The organism is Thermogemmatispora carboxidivorans (assembly GCF_000702505.1).
Lineage (GTDB): Bacteria > Chloroflexota > Ktedonobacteria > Ktedonobacterales > Ktedonobacteraceae > Thermogemmatispora > Thermogemmatispora carboxidivorans.
This window is the reverse complement of record NZ_JNIM01000001.1, coordinates 1,830,387-1,846,687: the sequence shown is the minus strand read 5'-3', so window position 1 is coordinate 1,846,687 and position 16,301 is coordinate 1,830,387. Positions and strand designations below refer to the sequence as shown.

13 protein-coding genes and 1 tRNA gene are annotated in these 16,301 nt (G+C 58.6%); 12 read left to right on the top strand and 2 right to left on the bottom strand.

What is annotated here, in order from left to right; translation table 11 throughout:
• Positions 1–82: 82 nt before the first annotated feature.
• Together N688_RS07305 and lexA are read right to left on the bottom strand one after the other, a co-directional pair.
• A complete protein-coding gene (locus N688_RS07305; protein ID WP_052888667.1) occupies positions 83–1,378 on the bottom strand; it encodes a hypothetical protein in 1,296 nt (431 codons plus the stop codon).
• A gap of 528 nt (positions 1,379–1,906) precedes the next feature.
• Complete coding sequence (gene lexA / locus N688_RS07300) at positions 1,907–2,545, bottom strand: transcriptional repressor LexA (RefSeq protein ID WP_052888666.1); 639 nt, start codon at positions 2,543–2,545, stop codon at positions 1,907–1,909.
• Positions 2,546–2,939: 394 nt separating this feature from the next.
• On the opposite strand from lexA, the gene N688_RS07295 reads away from it, so the two are divergent.
• From N688_RS07295 to N688_RS07245, 12 genes are all read left to right on the top strand, one after another.
• A complete protein-coding gene (locus N688_RS07295) occupies positions 2,940–3,461 on the top strand; it encodes a bifunctional nuclease family protein (RefSeq protein ID WP_052888665.1) in 522 nt (173 codons plus the stop codon).
• Positions 3,462–4,230: 769 nt separating this feature from the next.
• A complete protein-coding gene (gene gltX, locus N688_RS07290) occupies positions 4,231–5,757 on the top strand; it encodes a glutamate--tRNA ligase (RefSeq protein ID WP_202901858.1) in 1,527 nt (508 codons plus the stop codon).
• A gap of 156 nt (positions 5,758–5,913) precedes the next feature.
• Positions 5,914–6,600, top strand: a complete 687-nt coding sequence (locus N688_RS07285) for a DUF6483 family protein (RefSeq protein WP_052888664.1) — start codon at positions 5,914–5,916, stop codon at positions 6,598–6,600.
• Between the two features lie 75 nt (positions 6,601–6,675).
• Positions 6,676–7,350 (top strand): CPBP family intramembrane glutamic endopeptidase, encoded by a 675-nt coding sequence (locus N688_RS07280; RefSeq protein WP_052888663.1) that lies wholly within the window; start codon positions 6,676–6,678, stop codon positions 7,348–7,350.
• Positions 7,351–7,720: 370 nt separating this feature from the next.
• On the top strand, positions 7,721–8,671 hold the full coding sequence (locus N688_RS07275) for a UDP-glucuronic acid decarboxylase family protein (protein ID WP_052888662.1): 951 nt from the start codon (positions 7,721–7,723) through the stop codon (positions 8,669–8,671).
• A 71-nt stretch (positions 8,672–8,742) separates the two neighbouring features.
• Positions 8,743–10,371, top strand: coding sequence for an O-antigen ligase family protein (locus N688_RS07270; RefSeq protein WP_162179512.1), 1,629 nt, complete (start codon positions 8,743–8,745; stop codon positions 10,369–10,371).
• Between the two features lie 474 nt (positions 10,372–10,845).
• Positions 10,846–12,015 (top strand): lysylphosphatidylglycerol synthase transmembrane domain-containing protein, encoded by a 1,170-nt coding sequence (locus N688_RS07265; protein ID WP_052888660.1) that lies wholly within the window; start codon positions 10,846–10,848, stop codon positions 12,013–12,015.
• Between the two features lie 224 nt (positions 12,016–12,239).
• Positions 12,240–12,425, top strand: a complete 186-nt coding sequence (gene rpsU / locus N688_RS22255) for a 30S ribosomal protein S21 (RefSeq protein WP_081839175.1) — start codon at positions 12,240–12,242, stop codon at positions 12,423–12,425.
• Between the two features lie 400 nt (positions 12,426–12,825).
• Positions 12,826–13,416, top strand: a complete 591-nt coding sequence (gene ybeY, locus N688_RS07260) for an rRNA maturation RNase YbeY (RefSeq protein WP_052888659.1) — start codon at positions 12,826–12,828, stop codon at positions 13,414–13,416.
• The gene (locus N688_RS07255) at positions 13,413–13,826 is read left to right on the top strand and encodes a diacylglycerol kinase family protein (RefSeq protein WP_081838612.1); all 414 of its coding nucleotides are present in this window, start codon (positions 13,413–13,415) and stop codon (positions 13,824–13,826) included. Before ybeY ends, N688_RS07255 begins: the two co-directional genes overlap by 4 nt.
• A gap of 229 nt (positions 13,827–14,055) precedes the next feature.
• Positions 14,056–14,129 (top strand) — tRNA-Arg (locus tag N688_RS07250).
• Between the two features lie 507 nt (positions 14,130–14,636).
• Entirely contained in the window at positions 14,637–16,196 is a 1,560-nt protein-coding gene (locus N688_RS07245; RefSeq protein WP_156025333.1) for a peptide ABC transporter substrate-binding protein, read from the top strand.
• The last annotated feature ends 105 nt before the right edge of the window (positions 16,197–16,301 follow it).

The following is a 16,301-nucleotide window of genomic DNA, read 5'->3' as shown; positions in this document are numbered from 1 at the left end:
AAGCAGTTAACCAGCCAGAGCCAGCCGAGAGAGGCCGCTCCCTCCCCTTCCCAGACTTTTTTTCAAGCCCAGCTTAGGCTACTTAGTCCTCATCAGGAGCAGGAAAGCGTCGAAGGCGTGAAGAACGGCGAGTGATTGGCTCCTCGGCGAATTGACTCAACTCGGCACGCAGAGGGTCATCTTCATAGAGATACGGAGGGCGACGCACCAGAGGATTTCTCAAGCTTCCCGAAGGGGAGCTACGCAAGAGACGCTGCTCGCCCGCAGGGCGCGCCCGCCCCGGACTGCTGTCGATCGCCATAGCAGATGAGCGAGCAACAGGGTCCTTTCCTGTGTCCCTCAAAGGAGCAAGAGAATCATCATAGACCTCGTCGTCAGCCTGAGCGGCCAACGGTAAACGGCGCCCAGCCCTTTGGGATGGAGCAGTAGAGGCAGAGGCAGAGGTCGCGGAGCGCTCCGACGACTGAGCCAGCGGCTGCGAACGCTGAAGCTGACGCTGCTGCGCGGAAGCAGGTCTCTGGCCAGCCAGGCTAGAAGAACGGCGCGCCGCCAGCCTTGGCGGCGGCGGCGGAAGCATTGGTGAGACCTCAACGTTCTCCTCGTTGAGAGACTCCTCTTGTTGGCGCAATGCCTCTAGACGGGCCGTGCGCAGTGCCTCTGCAAAATATTGGCTCTGACGGCGCTGGCTACCGGCTTGAGGGCGGGCCATACCAGGATAGGCAGGCCCCGCAGCTACAGGGGGAAGGCGATACCCCCCCTGCCCTAGCGGAGGCTGCGCGCGGAGACCTTCGATGCGCGTCTGTGGATGAAGCGCAGAGGAGTTGCGTCCAGTTGAGCGCATCTGTAAAGGAACAGAAGAGGGGGAACGAGCCGGAAGCTCTCGTGATAATGAACGAGATAGACGTGATGAGAGCGGAACGGAAGCAGGCCCCCGACCACGCACCATCTCCTCTTCTGGTTCCTCGTCATCAAAGGTCACATATCCACCGTTGGAATCACTCTCCTCCTCCCCCTCAGCAAAAACCCACTCTTCTCCCTCGTCCAGCGCCTCTTCGTCGGCAGCAACCCGTGTATGGCGCGTCTGACCTCGCCAGCTTTCCCCAGCAAACAGAGCTGCCTGAGCAGCACGCGGGGAGGCAGGAGGAGGCGACTGACGTGTTGTTTCAAGGGCCATGCGCGTCTGTAACTCCGCCCGAAGATATTCATCATGACGACGAGAGAGAAAAGAGAAGAGAGAGAGGGAGATGGGGATACTAAGCAGCAAGGCTGCCAATCCGCCTATCAGGCCACCAAGCACCCAGGAATTCAGCGTATTCCCGAACCACAGGACCACGGCAGCTGCAGCAACCAGCACGAAAGCCACGGCGGCGGCTCTCATAGGAAGTATATCCTTTCAAACAGAAGTTCTCCTCAGTACGAGCAAGAGCATAATGAAAAAAGAGCACGGCCTGCCCAGGAAGAGCCATGCCTCCCTTCTCAAAAACCCGACCTGGGTATGAGCTTATCATCTTTAGTGACAGTATAACAGCGACGCGATTTCTTGGCAAGAAGCGCCCTAGCAGCCGCGCAGTGGAGAGGGAGAGGGGAGCGCCAGGCCACACTGGCTCAGCAGGCACAGATGGCTGTCTGCCCAGCCAGAGGAGGCAACGGAGGCCAACGAGTCAGTCAGAGCACGCCAAAGCGACATCGCGCCAGGAGAGACAGAGAAGGAGGACGCCGCACGGCAGGATATGTGCGTCCTCAAGTCATACGCTACTCAACTCTGGAGGAGGCCCCACCTACTCTGCGGAGGAGCAAACCTTTGAAGCCTTTTCAGGCTTAGCAGAGAAGAGAGAGGAGAGCCGGGAGGCGGAGCGCAGTCTACGCTCACAAGAACAAGCCCAAGGTGGTCGAGAGCAAGAGTAGCTCAGGCGGCACGTCCGGGGCCGCCGTAGTGGCGAACGATCGCAATCACCTTGCCCTGAATCTCCCACTCACGATCCCACTCATCGCGCGGGATATAGATCGGCTCCAGTTCAGCATTGGCTGGCTGCAGACGGACCTGCTCCTTCTCCAAGAAGAAGCGCTTGAGCGTTGCCTTACCGGGTATGCCCTCCACCAGGTGGACAGCCACCACGATATCGCCGTTCTCACAGGTGCGCTGGCGCTTAATCACCACATAGTCGCCGTCGCAAATATGGTCCTCAATCATTGATTGGCCGCGAACAACCAGAGCAAAGCTGCTTTCGGGATCGACGCCGTGCCCCACTTCGATGGTCTGGTCCGGCTCCGAGAAAATCTCGATCGGCTCACCAGCGGCGATTGTCCCCTCGACAGGAATGCCCCAGGGATGCCTGGTCAGCTTAATACCACGGCTCTTCTTGGCCTCACGGACGATGTAGCCGCGCTTCTCCAACATGCTCAGATGATAGTCGACGTGGCCAGTGCTGGCGATCTTCATGGCCTTGCCGATCTCACGATTCGTCGGAGGCATCCCCTCCCGGCGAATGTAATTGACGATGAATTCCAGCATGCGCCGCTGGAACTCGCCCAGTGGCTCAGGCATAATCGAGGTTCCTGCCTTTCTTCAAAAACCCGTTCAGCGAACTCCGTCGCTATCAAGAGTAGAACGGCTATTCGAGTCAATGATATCAGACAGGGCAAGACAAGTCAAGCTTTTTCTCGAACGTATTTTCGGAACAGTTTTTCAGAGCCGATCACAAGGGAGCGGAGCCGCATCCAGGGAGAGGAAGCCCCTTGGAATAGCCGCCAGTCTTTGCTATACTATCGGACGAGGGGAGGTGATGGCGGGTCGTAGCCAGGTAGCGCCTGCTCCTTTCCTGTCCTGACCGTAGCCAGCGAGAGAAGGGCAAGCGATTTGCGCCAGACCCGTAGATAGATGTACAATAAAGGCGTCGAACACTCGCGGAACCGGCCATGAAAGAGGGAGTCAGAGACACATGGTTGAAATGACAGTCGAGAGTGTACGCATAAATCTGGCGACACAGCAACGGGTAGTCATTTTAAAGGCGCTAAGGCAGGAGCGCTATCTCTTCATCTGGATAGCGCATGCGGAAGCCTACGCGATTGCGATCGAACTCCAGGGAGCCAGCTCCCCACGGCCTTTGACCCACGACCTGCTCAAGAATGTGATCACCGAGCTGGGCGCGAAGATTATGAGCGTCGTGATCTCTGACCTGATCGACGATATCTTCTACGCCCGCATTATCCTGGACGCCGATGGCAGGCACGTGGAGATCGACGCCCGCCCAAGCGACGCGATCGCGCTGGCTATTCGCGCCAAGGCTCCGATTTACGTCGAGGAGAGTGTGCTGGAGCGCGCCGGTGTCACGCCTGAGACGAGTGAGGAGCAGAGCCTGCCCAAGACCCCTCCGAAGAAGGAGCCGGAGCCGGATAATCTGGAGGCCTATCGCGACTTTATCAATAGCCTGGATGTGCTGGATGAGTTCGGTAAGGATTGATCTCACCTGCCGCCCCGCCGCAGCTTCTTCCGGCTCTCCGTGCTGCACTGGGCCTCGCTCTCTGCTCGCTTAAAGCCACTACTGTGACCAGGCAATGCTGCGAGGAGAGCAATCTGGCGTTTTGCTTTCCTCTGCCGACAGCCGAGCACCAGACACGCTGCTCCGGTAAGGCAGCTATTCCTCTCTCCCCGCGGACTTGCCTTCCTTTGAAAGCGCCAAGGTTGGGCTCGCCTCTATCAGTATCCTGATGATCGCTCCTTCCCGAAGCGATCAGACTCGTTTGCATATTTTAATAATATAGCACAAAAGGAGCACAAAGGACATGATCCTGATCAGCGTCGCGAGAGGATGCCTGTGATCCTCCCGTGACGCTCGCAGGGCTGAGACCTCAGCTTTCCCACTGCCCTACAATGGTCTCTGCGATCCGCTCAGCAGCTTTTGGGGACGAGCAGGATCGGTAGAGAGTCTGGCTGCGGTCGCAGCTCCCCTTCCTGGCAGCCTTGACGGCGAAGTCCCCCATATTGCTCCGGCTTGCGCCCACTGCTGAGATGCTCTCTGGGCAGTTTCCCTGCTGCGTTCCCAGGTCTTTCTTGCTCTTCCGCTCGAGGCAATGACCTCTTCTGCGCAACAACGGGTTAGTCAGCCAGCGTTTTGCCAGCAGGATCGTTGTCCTGCTCTGGTCAAGTTGATCAGGCTCTTACGCTCTGTTGCCAGGTATGGTACAATGGGGCCGTTCTTAGCCGAGAAAGAGGAGAGCCTATCGTCGCCTATGACACAGTCCGACGTGCCTATGCAGGAGGAGCAGCGACAAAAGCACGCTACCACTGCTCCACGGTTACGCTTTGCCCCAAGCCCAACGGGCTTTCAGCATATCGGCGGTTATCGGACCGCCCTCTTCAGCTGGTTATTTGCCCGCCACAGCGGCGGCACTTTTATTCTGCGCATCGAGGACACTGATCTAAGCCGCACGGTTGAGGGGGCTGTAAGCTATCTGATCGAGGGCCTCAAGTGGCTCGGGCTGAATTACGACGAGGGTCCGGTTGTCGGCGGCCCGTATGGTCCTTATTATCAGACACAGCGCAAGGCCCTCTATCAGCAGTACGCCCATCAGCTGATCGCCAGCGGCCATGCGTACCGCTGTTATTGTACGCCCGAACGTCTGGAACAGATGCGCAAGAGTCAAGAGGCCCAAAAGCTTCCTCCCCGCTATGATCGCCACTGCCGCTTTTTGAGCGCTGAGGAGCGCGCTGCCCTCGAGACCGCTGGCCATAGCTGGACGGTGCGCTTTGCGATGCCCTTAGAAGGCGAGACCGTGGTCCATGATGAGCTGCACGGCGATATTGTTTTCAAAAACGCTGATCTCGACGATGCCGTCCTCCTGAAATCGGATGGTTATCCGACCTACCATCTGGCGAATGTCATCGACGACCATCTGATGGGGATTACGCACGTCTTACGCGGCGAAGAGTGGATCGCCAGTGCCCCACGCCACGTGCAGATTTATCAGGCGCTGGGCTGGGAGCCTCCCCTCTTCTACCATCTTCCCAATGTTTTGGGGAAAGACAAGAAGAAGCTGAGCAAGCGCCATAATGCCCCCTCCTGGGATACGCTCCAGAAACAGGGGTATCTCCCCGAGGCGGTTTTTAATTTTCTGGCGCTCCTCGGCTGGGCCTACGACGATAAGACGGAGATTTTCAGCCGCGAGGAGTTGATCCGCGCCTTTACGCTGGACCGCATCGGTGTCTCGGGGGGAATCCTCGATCCCGATAAGCTGACCTGGATGAATGGCGTCTATATCCGTCAGCTGCCCTTGGAGGAATTGACGCGACGCACCTTGCCTTATCTTGAGCGCCCGGCTACCGAGGGTGGCCTGCCCGCCAGTGTGCCCCGCCCACTGGACTTCGCTTATACGCAGCGTGTCCTTCAGCTGGAGCAGGAGCGGATGAAGACCCTGGGAGAGGCGGCCCAGATGGTCGACTTTTTCTATGTCGATGAGCTGCACTACGATACAGCTCTGCTGGTACAGAAGCAGATGGACGCAGCCAATACTCGCGCCGCCCTCGAACGCACGCGCGAGATCCTGATCTCTCTTGATCGCTGGGAGCACAGCGCCCTCGAAGAGCCGTTGCGCGCCCTGGCTGCGACGCTCGGACTGAAAACAGGCCAGCTCTTCGGGGCCATTCGTGTGGCTATCAGTGGGCGCACGGTCTCACCTCCGCTCTTCCAGACTATGGAAGTTCTGGGCCGCCAGCGCACAGTGCAACGTCTCGATCAGGCCATCTCCCGCCTATCTTGACCTGGCCGCAAGGCAGGCAGGTCTGGAAACGTCCGGTCTTTGGAGTAGGTCGACGCTTCGCCAGCTGTCCTTGCCTCGGGGATATGTTCATACGTCCGCCAGCAGGCCAGCCGACGATTCTTTTTGAGCGTCGGGCCAGGGAGGCAGGTTAGTCCCGTGATTAATCGCGATTATATTCTGAGATTGATCGAGCAGTTCAGCCGCCTTCTAGCACGTGTGCTCTTCCTACGCCGGGCTAACCAGCATCAGGAAGCGCTCATACTCATTGATGAGCTTTTCCGGCAGACGCTAGGCTTGAACTCCGAGTTCTTGCTGACGATCCCCGAGGAGATGCTCCTGGCCCTGGTGAAGCGTATCGACCTGCTCGATGTCGGGAAGTGCCTCTGGATAGCTCTTCTGTTCAAGCTGGAAGGCGATACCTATCAGGATCTGCAGCGCTATGAGGAGAGTTTTCCTCGCTATCAGCGCTCGCTACGCCTCTTTCTGGAGGCCGTTCTGCTGGAGAAGAATCCGCGCCATTCCGACTTCTTTGCCGAGATTGAGGAGCTGCTGACGCTGCTGAGTCGCTATGCGCTGCCCGCCCCACTGCTGACGCGGATCATGCTCTACTATGAGAAGACGGGGCGCTATGCCCAGGCAGAGGACGCCCTCTTCGAGGCCCTGGAGGCTCCCGATAGCAGCGACGAGCTGTTTGAGCAGGGGCAGGCTTTCTACGCTCGCCTACAGGGGAAGAGCGATGCCGAGCTGCGAGCAGGCAATTTCTCGCCCGAGGAGATCAAGGAAGGACTGGCAGATCTCCATCGTTTGCAGGCAGCTCGCCGTTCCCCCCCCTCAGCAGAGTAAAGGAGGCAGAGCAGTTGGCTGCTGCGGCCCGCTCTTGCGTCAGCTGGCCCTCAGCGCTATCCGTGAGGTGAGAAAATGTCGTTAGTAGAGACGCCCAGGCAGTCGTTTGCTCCCGCCACCTATCCCCGTTCGACGGTGGCCACAACCTGGCGCTGGCTCTGGCCTGATGTGCTGATCCGCATTGTTCCTCTGAGCGGGGTTCCCCTGCTCTGGCTGGTTTTCTCTCACCTGCCAGCCGCGGAGCTGGGCCTGAGTTTGCCAGTGGCGCTGGGGGCCCAGCTGGCCCTCGGGCTGGGGCTGGGTAGTCTGATGGCCCTGCTGGCCATGCTCTACCGCAGCCTGATCGTGGGACCGCGCTTTCAGCGTCCAACGCCAGGCGACCATCTCCTGCAGGCTTGCTACTACCTCTTCATTAATGCTCCAGCAGAAGAGGTCTTCTTCCGCGGCTTTCTGCTGCGTCTGGTCTGGCAATGGACGGGCTGGGTCGGCTGGGGCTGGCTAATCAGTACTCTCGTCTACACGCTGTACCACCGCCTGGGGGGCTGGAACTGGCGCAGCATTGCAGGGGTAGGCCTGGCTGGCATGGTCTTTAGCACCCTCTACGTACTCCAGCCCACCCCTCCATCGCTACTGTCTGTGGTCATCGTGCACGGTCTCACCACCTGCGGCTTTCTGAGCTGGGGCGATGAGTTCCTTTATCAGCGCTGGCGTCGCCGCCACAGCCAGAATCTCCCTACGGCCAATGACTGACATAGAGCAAGACAAGACTCGTGCCCGGCCACAGCAAGCTCGCTGAACCGGCCCGAGGTCTGACCAGCGTCTCCTTTTCGACCTCTCTCTTTCTTTGCGCTGGGAGGTCGTTCAGATCTGTTAACCCCAGCCTCTCTGACCGCCCCTGCCCTCCCCTACCTGGGGAAGAAGGAAACAGGCTGCGAGCGCCAGGCTGGCCCCCTTATGGACGGAACCAGTCGCTGCCGGCCCATTCACTCGAAGGAATAGCGCTTTCTCCCCCGAATGGGCCGCCCCTACAGCCGGTGGCTTCCCTTGCGGGGAGAAAGTATGATATCCTTGACTCGCCAATCAAGCTAGTCCCTACCCTATCGGTTTGGAGGTTCATTCGTTGAGAGTCGTTGTCACTGGTGGAGCGGGTTTTATCGGCTCCCATCTGTGTAAACGTCTGCTAGAGGCCGGCCATCATGTACTCTGCGTGGATAACCTGATCACTGGATCAGAGCGAAATATAGCCGAATTGCGCCATCATCCTTCCTTCACCTTCCTCTATCATGATGTTACTCAGCCCTTTGCTTTTGAGGCTGACGCAATCTTTCATTTGGCCAGCCCGGCTAGTCCCGTGGGCTATATGGAGCATCCGATCGAGACCATCCTGGCCAATAGCCACAGCACGTACTTGCTGCTAGAAGAGGCCCGGCGCCAGCAGGCCCGCTTTCTGCTTGCCTCAACCTCGGAGGTCTATGGCGATCCGCTGGAGCACCCCCAGCGTGAAGACTACTGGGGCCACGTCAATCCAATTGGACCACGCGCTTGCTACGATGAAAGCAAACGGCTGGGCGAAACACTGACAATGGAATTTTATCGCCAATACCAGACGGATGTCCGCATCGTGCGCATCTTTAACACCTATGGCCCCAACAGTCAGCCGAACGATGGACGCATGATTCCCAACTTCATCACCCAGGCGCTCAAGCATGAGCCGCTGACTATCTACGGCGACGGAAGCAAGACCCGTAGCATCTGTTATGTTAGCGACCTGGTCGAGGGGCTGATCCTGGCAATGTTCCACCCACAGACGACCGGCGAGGTTTTCAACCTGGGCAATCCAGAAGAGCATACTGTTCTGGAGTTTGCTCAGACCATTATCCGACTCTGCCATTCCTCGTCACCCATTGTGTTTGAACCAGCCCGCGTCGATGACCCCGAACGACGCCGTCCTGATATCTCCAAGGCCTGTCGCCTGCTGGGCTGGCGCATTACTGTTCCAATGGAGGAGGGATTGCGACGAACGATAGAATGGTTTAGTAAGGAACAAAGTTCTCTCTCGGCGATCCCTTGACCAGCGCTCGCCAGGAGAGGAGCCACTGCAACTATGACAGCATTTGGCGCATCATGAGAAGCTTTAGCATCTTGACAAGAGAAGCTGGGGCTGCTGTTTCTTCCCCTGCCCGTTTGGGAGCAGCTTTGCGCTCCTCCTTGACAGCAGCCAACACCGTTGGCGTGCTAGGGGGAGCCTTGGCTCTCGGCTGCCTGTTCACCCTGCCCGCTCCGTGGAATATCCGTCTTCCGCTCTATCTGATCCTCAGTATCTGGGTTCTGCTCCGCCCGCAGGTCGCTCTCTATCTGCTCCCGCTGAGTGTCTCCTGGGGAGCGCTTGACTATATCGGCCTGGGTTCGCTACGCCTCAATAGCACCGATATCCTCGTGATTCTCCTGGCCACCGCCTGGCTAGCGGGCCATGTCTTGCGCAGTGGCCACCAAACCGGTGGACCCGGTCGCCGCGAGCGGCAAGCAATCCCACCTCTGCTGCTGGTGGGATTGGCAGTGCTGCTGATCAGCATGCTTGTTTCACTGACTGTGGCCATGAGCGTGAAGTCAAGCTTGAAAGAGATCTTTAAATGGATCGAGGTCCTGATTGTTGTTGTAGCAGGCAGTGGTTATATTCGAACACGCCGTCAGGCCTGGACAATCGTGATCTTCAGCCTGCTGGCAGCGCTTTCGCAGGCAGCCCTTGGCTACTATCAGGAACTGTTCAGCATCGGCCCTAGCAGCTTCGTGCGCGGTGAGAGCCTGCGCGTTTATGGTACCTTTAATCAGCCCAATCCCTATGCTGGCTACATCAATCTCTCGTTGACTATCGCTCTGGCCCTGGCCATTGCCAGCAGGAAGAAACAAACTCGCTGGTTGGCCGCCGGCGCGAGTGTTCTGCTGGCGTTGGCCGAGTTCTTCAGCCAGTCACGCGGAGGTTGGCTGGCCCTTCTCACCGCCAGCCTCTTCATCTTGCTTGTGGGCCTGCCCAACCTGCGCCCGTTTTGGCGCATGCTCATTGTCGGCTTCTGGGTACTGGTCGAGAGCATTTTGATTGGCATTATTCCACAGCATCTCTTTAATCCGTTATTAAATTTCATTGGAGTCAATGATATCTCCTTCACCCATCCGACCGCTCAGCAGTATGCAACAGCGGAGCGACTGGCTCATTGGCTGGCTGGGATTCACATGTTTCTTGATCATCCGTGGCTAGGAGTAGGCATCGGGAACTATGGCGATGCCTATCCGCACTACACGATTGGCATTTTCGTCATCCCCCTCGGTCACGCCCACAACTATTTCATCAATGTCGCTGCCGAGATGGGCCTGGTGGGTCTGATCGCCTACACTTTCTTTGTCCTTGTCATTGCCGGGCTAAGCGCTCGTGCCTATCATCGCCTGCATTGTGCCTACCGCGAGCTGGCTGCCTGCCTGACAGCCAAGAGGAGACTGAGCGCCTCCTCACTTCGTTGGCGGCAACGGCTAGCCCGCCTTGGCGATGACCAGGCCCTGGCCCTGGGGATCGTGGCCGCGCTCCTGACGGTCCTCGTGCATAACATGGTCGATAATCTCTACGTGCAAGGAATGGCCAATCTCATGGCGCTGCTGCTGATTGTTCTGCTTCGTTTGGAGCGCCTGGCGTTGGCTGAGAACCAGCAGCCGGGGCCGAAGGAAAGTAGCCCTAGACGGGCAGATATCCAGAGTGCGCCAATACTGGCCACGCGTACGTGACCTGGCTAGCCGTCTCTGCGTTTAGCAGAGAAGGAAGCGTCTGGTCAGGGAAGGCAGAAGAGAGGCCCGCCGTCGCGAAGATGGAGTAAGGACCAACGCTCGAGTAGGTAGGCTCGCTGGCAGTAAGCCAAGCTGGCCCCCAGGCCGGGCGGCTAGAGAGAGGAGGCCAAACCAGGCAGCCCGCCCATTGGGAGAGGCGCGTTTCTGCATTGAGAGAGCACGGCGGGAAGCTCTTGCTTGGGCAGATAAGGGCAGTTTTTGCCAGGCTCCAACGCCCGAAGTCCGAGAACGCTCTGCGCTTCAGCGCTCGTCTGCTCCTTTCCAGACAGGCTCGCTCGCTACACATAAGGGGCATTTGCCTGCCAGAGAAGGAGCAGAGCAGGCGAGCCAGCCAACGAGCGAGCCGCAACGTAGGGCATTGGTGGCCAATCATAAGTACATAGAGGAGAAGGATCTCCGAAGGAGTCTGCACTGATGAGTCAGTGGTTTCAGCATGGCAAGGATGAGGCCGAGAAAGAGGGCCCAGGCCGCGCTCTAGAACAGGCGGCGCTCTTTCAGGAAGGGGCGGTCAGCGAGGCCCCTCTGACGATGGGAGGACAAGACGAGCAGCCCATTACAGCAGAGCAGCTCTCGCTAGGCAAGCGTCTGCTGAATTGGCGGACCATCGTGCCTCTGGTCGTTGTGCTGCTGGCCTTGCTGATCTTCTTGAAACAAGAGAAGATCAACCTCCAGCAGACCTGGCTGGCTATTCAGGCGGCGAATCCTCTCTTTTTCGCCCTGGCCTTCGCGATCTACTATCTCTCTTTCCCCCTGCGAGCCTGGCGCTGGCGCGTTCTGCTGCGGAACGCCAGCCAGGGCCAGGAGGCAAAGATTGATAGACGCCTGCCGCCTTTCTGGAAGCTGGTCGAGATTGTCTATATCTCCTGGTTTGCCAATGCCCTGGTGCCAGCCAAGCTCGGCGACCTCTACCGGGCCTATCTGCTGCGCCAAGAGAGCGGTTTTTCGGCTACGCGCACCTTCGGCACGGTGTTGGCGGAGCGGCTGCTCGATCTGGTCGTGCTGCTCTGTCTGTGCATCCCCGCAGTGATGATCAGCCTCCATGAGCGTATGCCCTGGCAGGTGCGTTTCGGGCTGATCGTGACCCTGGCAGCTGTGCTGGTGGGCATCGCCGCCCTGGGACTGCTACGATGGCTCCATGAGCCAATTGGGAAGCGCATCCCGACGCGCTTGCGCGGCTACTACGAGCACCTCCAGGGGGGCATTCTTGGCTCCTTCCGCCATCTGCCAACCCTGGGCCTGTTGACCCTGGCCATCTGGAGTTGCGAGGCGCTGCGCTTCTTCTTCGTGGTCCTGGCCTTGCAGCTGCTGCAAGGCCCTTTGCTGCACCTGTTGGCGGTGGCGATCGTGATCGCCCTGGTCGAAGCCCTGTTGACGGTAATTCCCTTCACAGGGGGCGGCGTGGGCCTGGTCGAAGGGGGAATGATCGCGATGATCGCCCTCTTCCGCCCCCATGCTACCAGCCTGGCCCTGGCAGCCATTGTGCTCGATCGCACTATCAGCCTGCTCAGCATTCTGGTAATCGGCTTTCTCGTCTTCTTCATCGCCTTCGGGAGACAAACAGCAAAGCAGTCCTTAGATGCTTGACAGAGCCATCTCGCCAGTCTTATAATCTCCCCGTAGGCCCGCGGGATGGCTTAAACGGACATCAAGACTGCAAGGGCTCCGCTCTAGCCATCTTCAGCCAAATAGCAAGGCAGTGGAGCCCTCACCCCCACAATCCGTTTGGGGCTGCGTCCAGGTAAACAGGCCGACGCAGACACAATGGCTAACACCATCTCGAAACCAGGCCGAGAGGGGGGGGAGTCCTGCTGTCGGAAGTCAAGGTTAGCGAAAATGAACCGTTTGAGGCTGCGCTGAAACGCTTCAATCGTAAGATCCAGCAAGACGGCATTCTCGCCGAGGCGAGACGCCGAGAGCACTACGAGAAGCCAAGCGTGAGGCGCAAGAAGAAGGAAGCAGCCAAGCGTCGCAAGACGGCCCGTAAAAATAAGTAGTCCGTAACCCCTGTCGGATTACACTTGAGCGCTTGATACCCTGCAGAGCAGCGATAGAGTTGCAGGTACCGGAACAGCCTACAGGGCTTAGCAGAAAGACAGACAGAGCAGAAAATGCACGCGAAAGACAGGTGCTTTTCCGACAGGGGTTTCCTTTTGGCACGCCGCTGGCTCCAACGGTAGCCTATTCTCTGCACCAGTGCAAGCTCGGCTCGTTCTGCTTTACTCAGGCCATCTGCTTCCGTCTCTGCAAAACAACTCCTTGTGGCCGTCTCAAGCGGGTGAGCCAGCCAACCAGCCAGAAGAAAGCACACACCAGCGAGAGCGCCAGGCAAGCCAGGCCGCAAAGGCAAGCTGCTACCTGGATTACTACAAAGTTCCTGCCATAATGAGGGGCCTTATGGACGAACAGCTGTCGCAAGTTGTTGACCTGTATGTCACGCTGGAAGATATGGCACTGAAGCGCTCGTTCGACGAGGCACTGGCCTCGGTCGACCTGGATGCCTTCGCCCGCCGCGCCCTGCTGGAGGCCGGGGTACACCAGCCTGTGATGTTTACGCTGATGGTCACCGACGACGCTACGATCCAGGAGATGAATAACCAGTACCGCCAGCAGAATAAGCCAACCGATGTGCTCTCTTTCCCGCTCCTTGATCAGCCGCTGGTCGAGGCCCCTGCTGAGCTGCTCTGGCAGCCACCGGAGCAGCCTGCCGATCTCGCGCCCGAGGCCGCAGCCCCCACCCCTCCACCCTTCGTCACCCCCCCAGGCCAGCCGACCAACCTGGGCGATATCGCTATTTCCTGGCCCACCGTGCTCCGTCAGGCCGCCGCCGCCGGCCATAGTCCCCGACAGGAGTTCCTCTATTTGTTGGCTCACGGCATCCTCCATCTGGTCGGCTACGATGATCAGACCCAGGCAGGCTATGAGACAATGGTTCGCAAGCAGGAGGCAATCCTGGCGGCCACAGGGGAACGTGTTGGCGGCTTATGAGCGAGTTGAGCGATCCCAGGCTCCTGGCCCGCAGCGCCTGGGGCCGTTTCCTGGCCGGTTTCACCTACGCTTTCAGGGGTCTCTGGTACGCCTTACGCACTCAGCGCAACTTTCGCGTCCACACGGGCGTGGCCTTGCTGGTGATCGTTGCCGCTTTGCTTCTGCGCCTCTCTCTCATCGAGTTGGCACTGGTGGCGGTGGCAATCGGCAGTGTGTTCACGAGCGAGTTGGTGAACACAAGTATCGAGCTGTGCCTTGACCTGCTGCATCCCGAATACCATCCTCTGGCAAGGGCCGCCAAGGACGTGGCCGCTGGGGCCGTCTTACTGAGCGCCTTGCTCGCTGTGGCAATTGGGATCTGCGTCTTCGGACCACACCTCTGGACCTGGTGGCTGAGCCTGCGACATTAAGCCAAGGGGCCCTTGCCACTCCTGCTCGCTCGTGCTGTTTCCGCTCCGTTCTCTTACCCTGGAGGAGGCGCTCACCCTCTTCGCTCCCTGGCTTCTCCTGCTGGTCACGGCAGATCCAGCAGAGCAGAGGCTTGAGATACTTGACAGATCGCAAGAGAGATTGCTATCATCAAAGATGAAGGTGCAGACCACCCTCTTACCTCCGTAGTTGGTGGCCTGCGTCGATCCTGCGCCCGTAGTTCAGTTGGATAGAACAGCGACCTTCTAAGTCGCCTGTCGCAGGTTCGAGTCCTGCCGGGCGCGCTTCGTCTGCCACATAAAGGAGAGGGAACAGATCTCAACTGGCTTAGAGGCCAGCCGGTCTTCTCCTCTCCTTTTTTCCTTACCGGCGGAGCTAATCCCTGAAGCGAAGGAGGCAGTCAGGGAAATTTTTTTACAGTTTCCTGACAGTTTCTTGAGTATCTGCCCCTATAGTTAGCGAAGGGAAAAACAGTGTGCACCTCCGCCGACCTGAGTGAGACCTTTGCGACCCGGCGCCCGGTTGACGACACGCTGAGGCGAGCGCCTGGAACAGAGGACGGAGAGATCTATCTGGTCAGCAGCATCTTCATCTCGTGCCGATGCTGCTTCTCTCTGTGTCTTTGGTCTGGTCAGCTATCCCATTCCCGCGAAGGGAGATAATCTGTGCATTGCGATCCATGCTCCAGATGCCCTGCGTCCGGATGGTTGCGCTTTGGTCTGCTCGTCGAGCTGATAGCCGCCATCATCTTTGTAGTCACTGGCTGCAGCACAGGCAACTCATCAACGGCGATGAGTAATTCACCAGCGCCAACCCCCCGGCAGGTACTCATTCTGCCCAACGTGGGGACCCAGGACCTCAATTATCTTGACCCCGCCCAGGAGCCGGATGCCAACGATCCAGCCCAAGGACCCGATCCAAACTCGGCACTTGCGCTGAGCATGCTCTACAGCGGCCTGGTACGGATCGACAAGGATCTGAATGTCATCCCCGACCAGGCCACCTGGGAAATCTCCCCCGATGGACGCATCTATACCTTTCACCTGAAATCGAACATTGCTTTTTCGGACGGCACCCCGGTCACAGCAGCTACCTATGTCTATTCTCTGACACGCGCGCTGTTGCCAGAGGTGAAATCTCCTCTGGCCGCGGTCCTGGAGAAACCTATCCAGGGTGCGAGTGCTGTCAGCAGCGGCAAGAGTCGGGTCCTGACCGGCATCCAGGCGCTCGACCGCTATACGCTGCGCATTACCCTGACACAACCAACTCCCTATTTCCTGGCTTCGCTCACTAATGAACTCTTTTTCCCTGTGAATCAACAGCTGATCGAGCGCTATGGCCAGAGTGGCTGGACCGAGCACGCTGCAGGCAACGGCCTTGGCTGCGGGCCATTTATGGTGAAAGCCTGGGAGCATAATGTTAAAATGATCCTGGTGCCCAACCCGCACTACTATGGGGCCCGCCCGCGCCTGAGCGAGGTCGACATGATTTTTGTCAATGACCCGGCCACCGCTTATCAGCAGTACCGGGCCGGGCAGTTCAGTCTGATCTGGAACATCCCTCAGAGCGATCTTGCAGCCGCTCGGGGCCTGGCCGGCTTTGTTTCCAATCCTCAGCAGGAAACGGACATGCTCTTCTTCAACACAGATATGCCCCCCTTTGATAACGCTACGGTGCGCCAGGCCTTCGCTTATGCGCTGGATAGAACCACGCTGGTGCAGACGCTCCTCAAGGGCGCGGCCATCTCAGCCCCGACGCTGATTCCGCCCGGCCTGCCCGGCTATCAAACGGACTACCAGGGGCTGCCGTTCGACGCCGAGAAGGCGCGCGAATTGCTCCATTCGGTCTATCCCGATACGGCTCTGATACCACCCATTGTGTTGACCTATCCGACCGCGCTGCTCTCACGCAGCGAGGCCAATGCCCTCTGCAGCATGTGGTCAAGCGTTTTCAACATTCCTGTGAAACCCCTACCAGTCGAGCTGAATGCCTATACCGATGAGCTAAGCCAGCACCAGGTCCAGCTTGGCTTCATTCAATGGTATGCGCTCTACCCCGACCCCCATAACTGGCTGGCCCCCAACTTGCTTTCGAGCGCTCTCCATAATGAGTCGCGCTGGCAAAACTCAACCTTCGATCAACTGATCGCACAGGCTGATCAAACGAGCGGCGAGGCACGCTTCGCCCTCTACCAGCAAGCAGAGCAGCTAGCCATCGAAGAGGCAGCCGTGTTGCCCCTGGACCACGAGACCATCAACGCCATTATCCCCCCTTGGGTACATGGGATTAGCCTCAATGCCCGCGGTCTCTACGTGGAGGATTGGTCACAGGTCTATCTCTCCCCCCATTGAGAATCAGCCACTAGCACGCGGTCGGCAGGAGCTGGAGCAAGAGCCATAGGACGAGGATAGCCCTGACAGGTCAGTGATGGCCGCCTCGACTGGAATCGAGGCAGC

Coding starts and splice junctions, on each gene's coding strand:
- N688_RS07305 (WP_052888667.1), bottom strand. CDS start 1,378: ATGAGAGCCGCCGCCGTGGCTTTCGTGCTGGTTGCTGCAGCTGCCGTG.
- lexA (WP_052888666.1), bottom strand. CDS start 2,545: ATGCCTGAGCCACTGGGCGAGTTCCAGCGGCGCATGCTGGAATTCATC.
- N688_RS07295 (WP_052888665.1), top strand. CDS start 2,940: ATGGTTGAAATGACAGTCGAGAGTGTACGCATAAATCTGGCGACACAG.
- gltX (WP_202901858.1), top strand. CDS start 4,231: ATGACACAGTCCGACGTGCCTATGCAGGAGGAGCAGCGACAAAAGCAC.
- N688_RS07280 (WP_052888663.1), top strand. CDS start 6,676: ATGTCGTTAGTAGAGACGCCCAGGCAGTCGTTTGCTCCCGCCACCTAT.
- N688_RS07265 (WP_052888660.1), top strand. CDS start 10,846: ATGAGTCAGTGGTTTCAGCATGGCAAGGATGAGGCCGAGAAAGAGGGC.
- ybeY (WP_052888659.1), top strand. CDS start 12,826: ATGGACGAACAGCTGTCGCAAGTTGTTGACCTGTATGTCACGCTGGAA.
- N688_RS07255 (WP_081838612.1), top strand. CDS start 13,413: ATGAGCGAGTTGAGCGATCCCAGGCTCCTGGCCCGCAGCGCCTGGGGC.
- N688_RS07245 (WP_156025333.1), top strand. CDS start 14,637: ATGAGTAATTCACCAGCGCCAACCCCCCGGCAGGTACTCATTCTGCCC.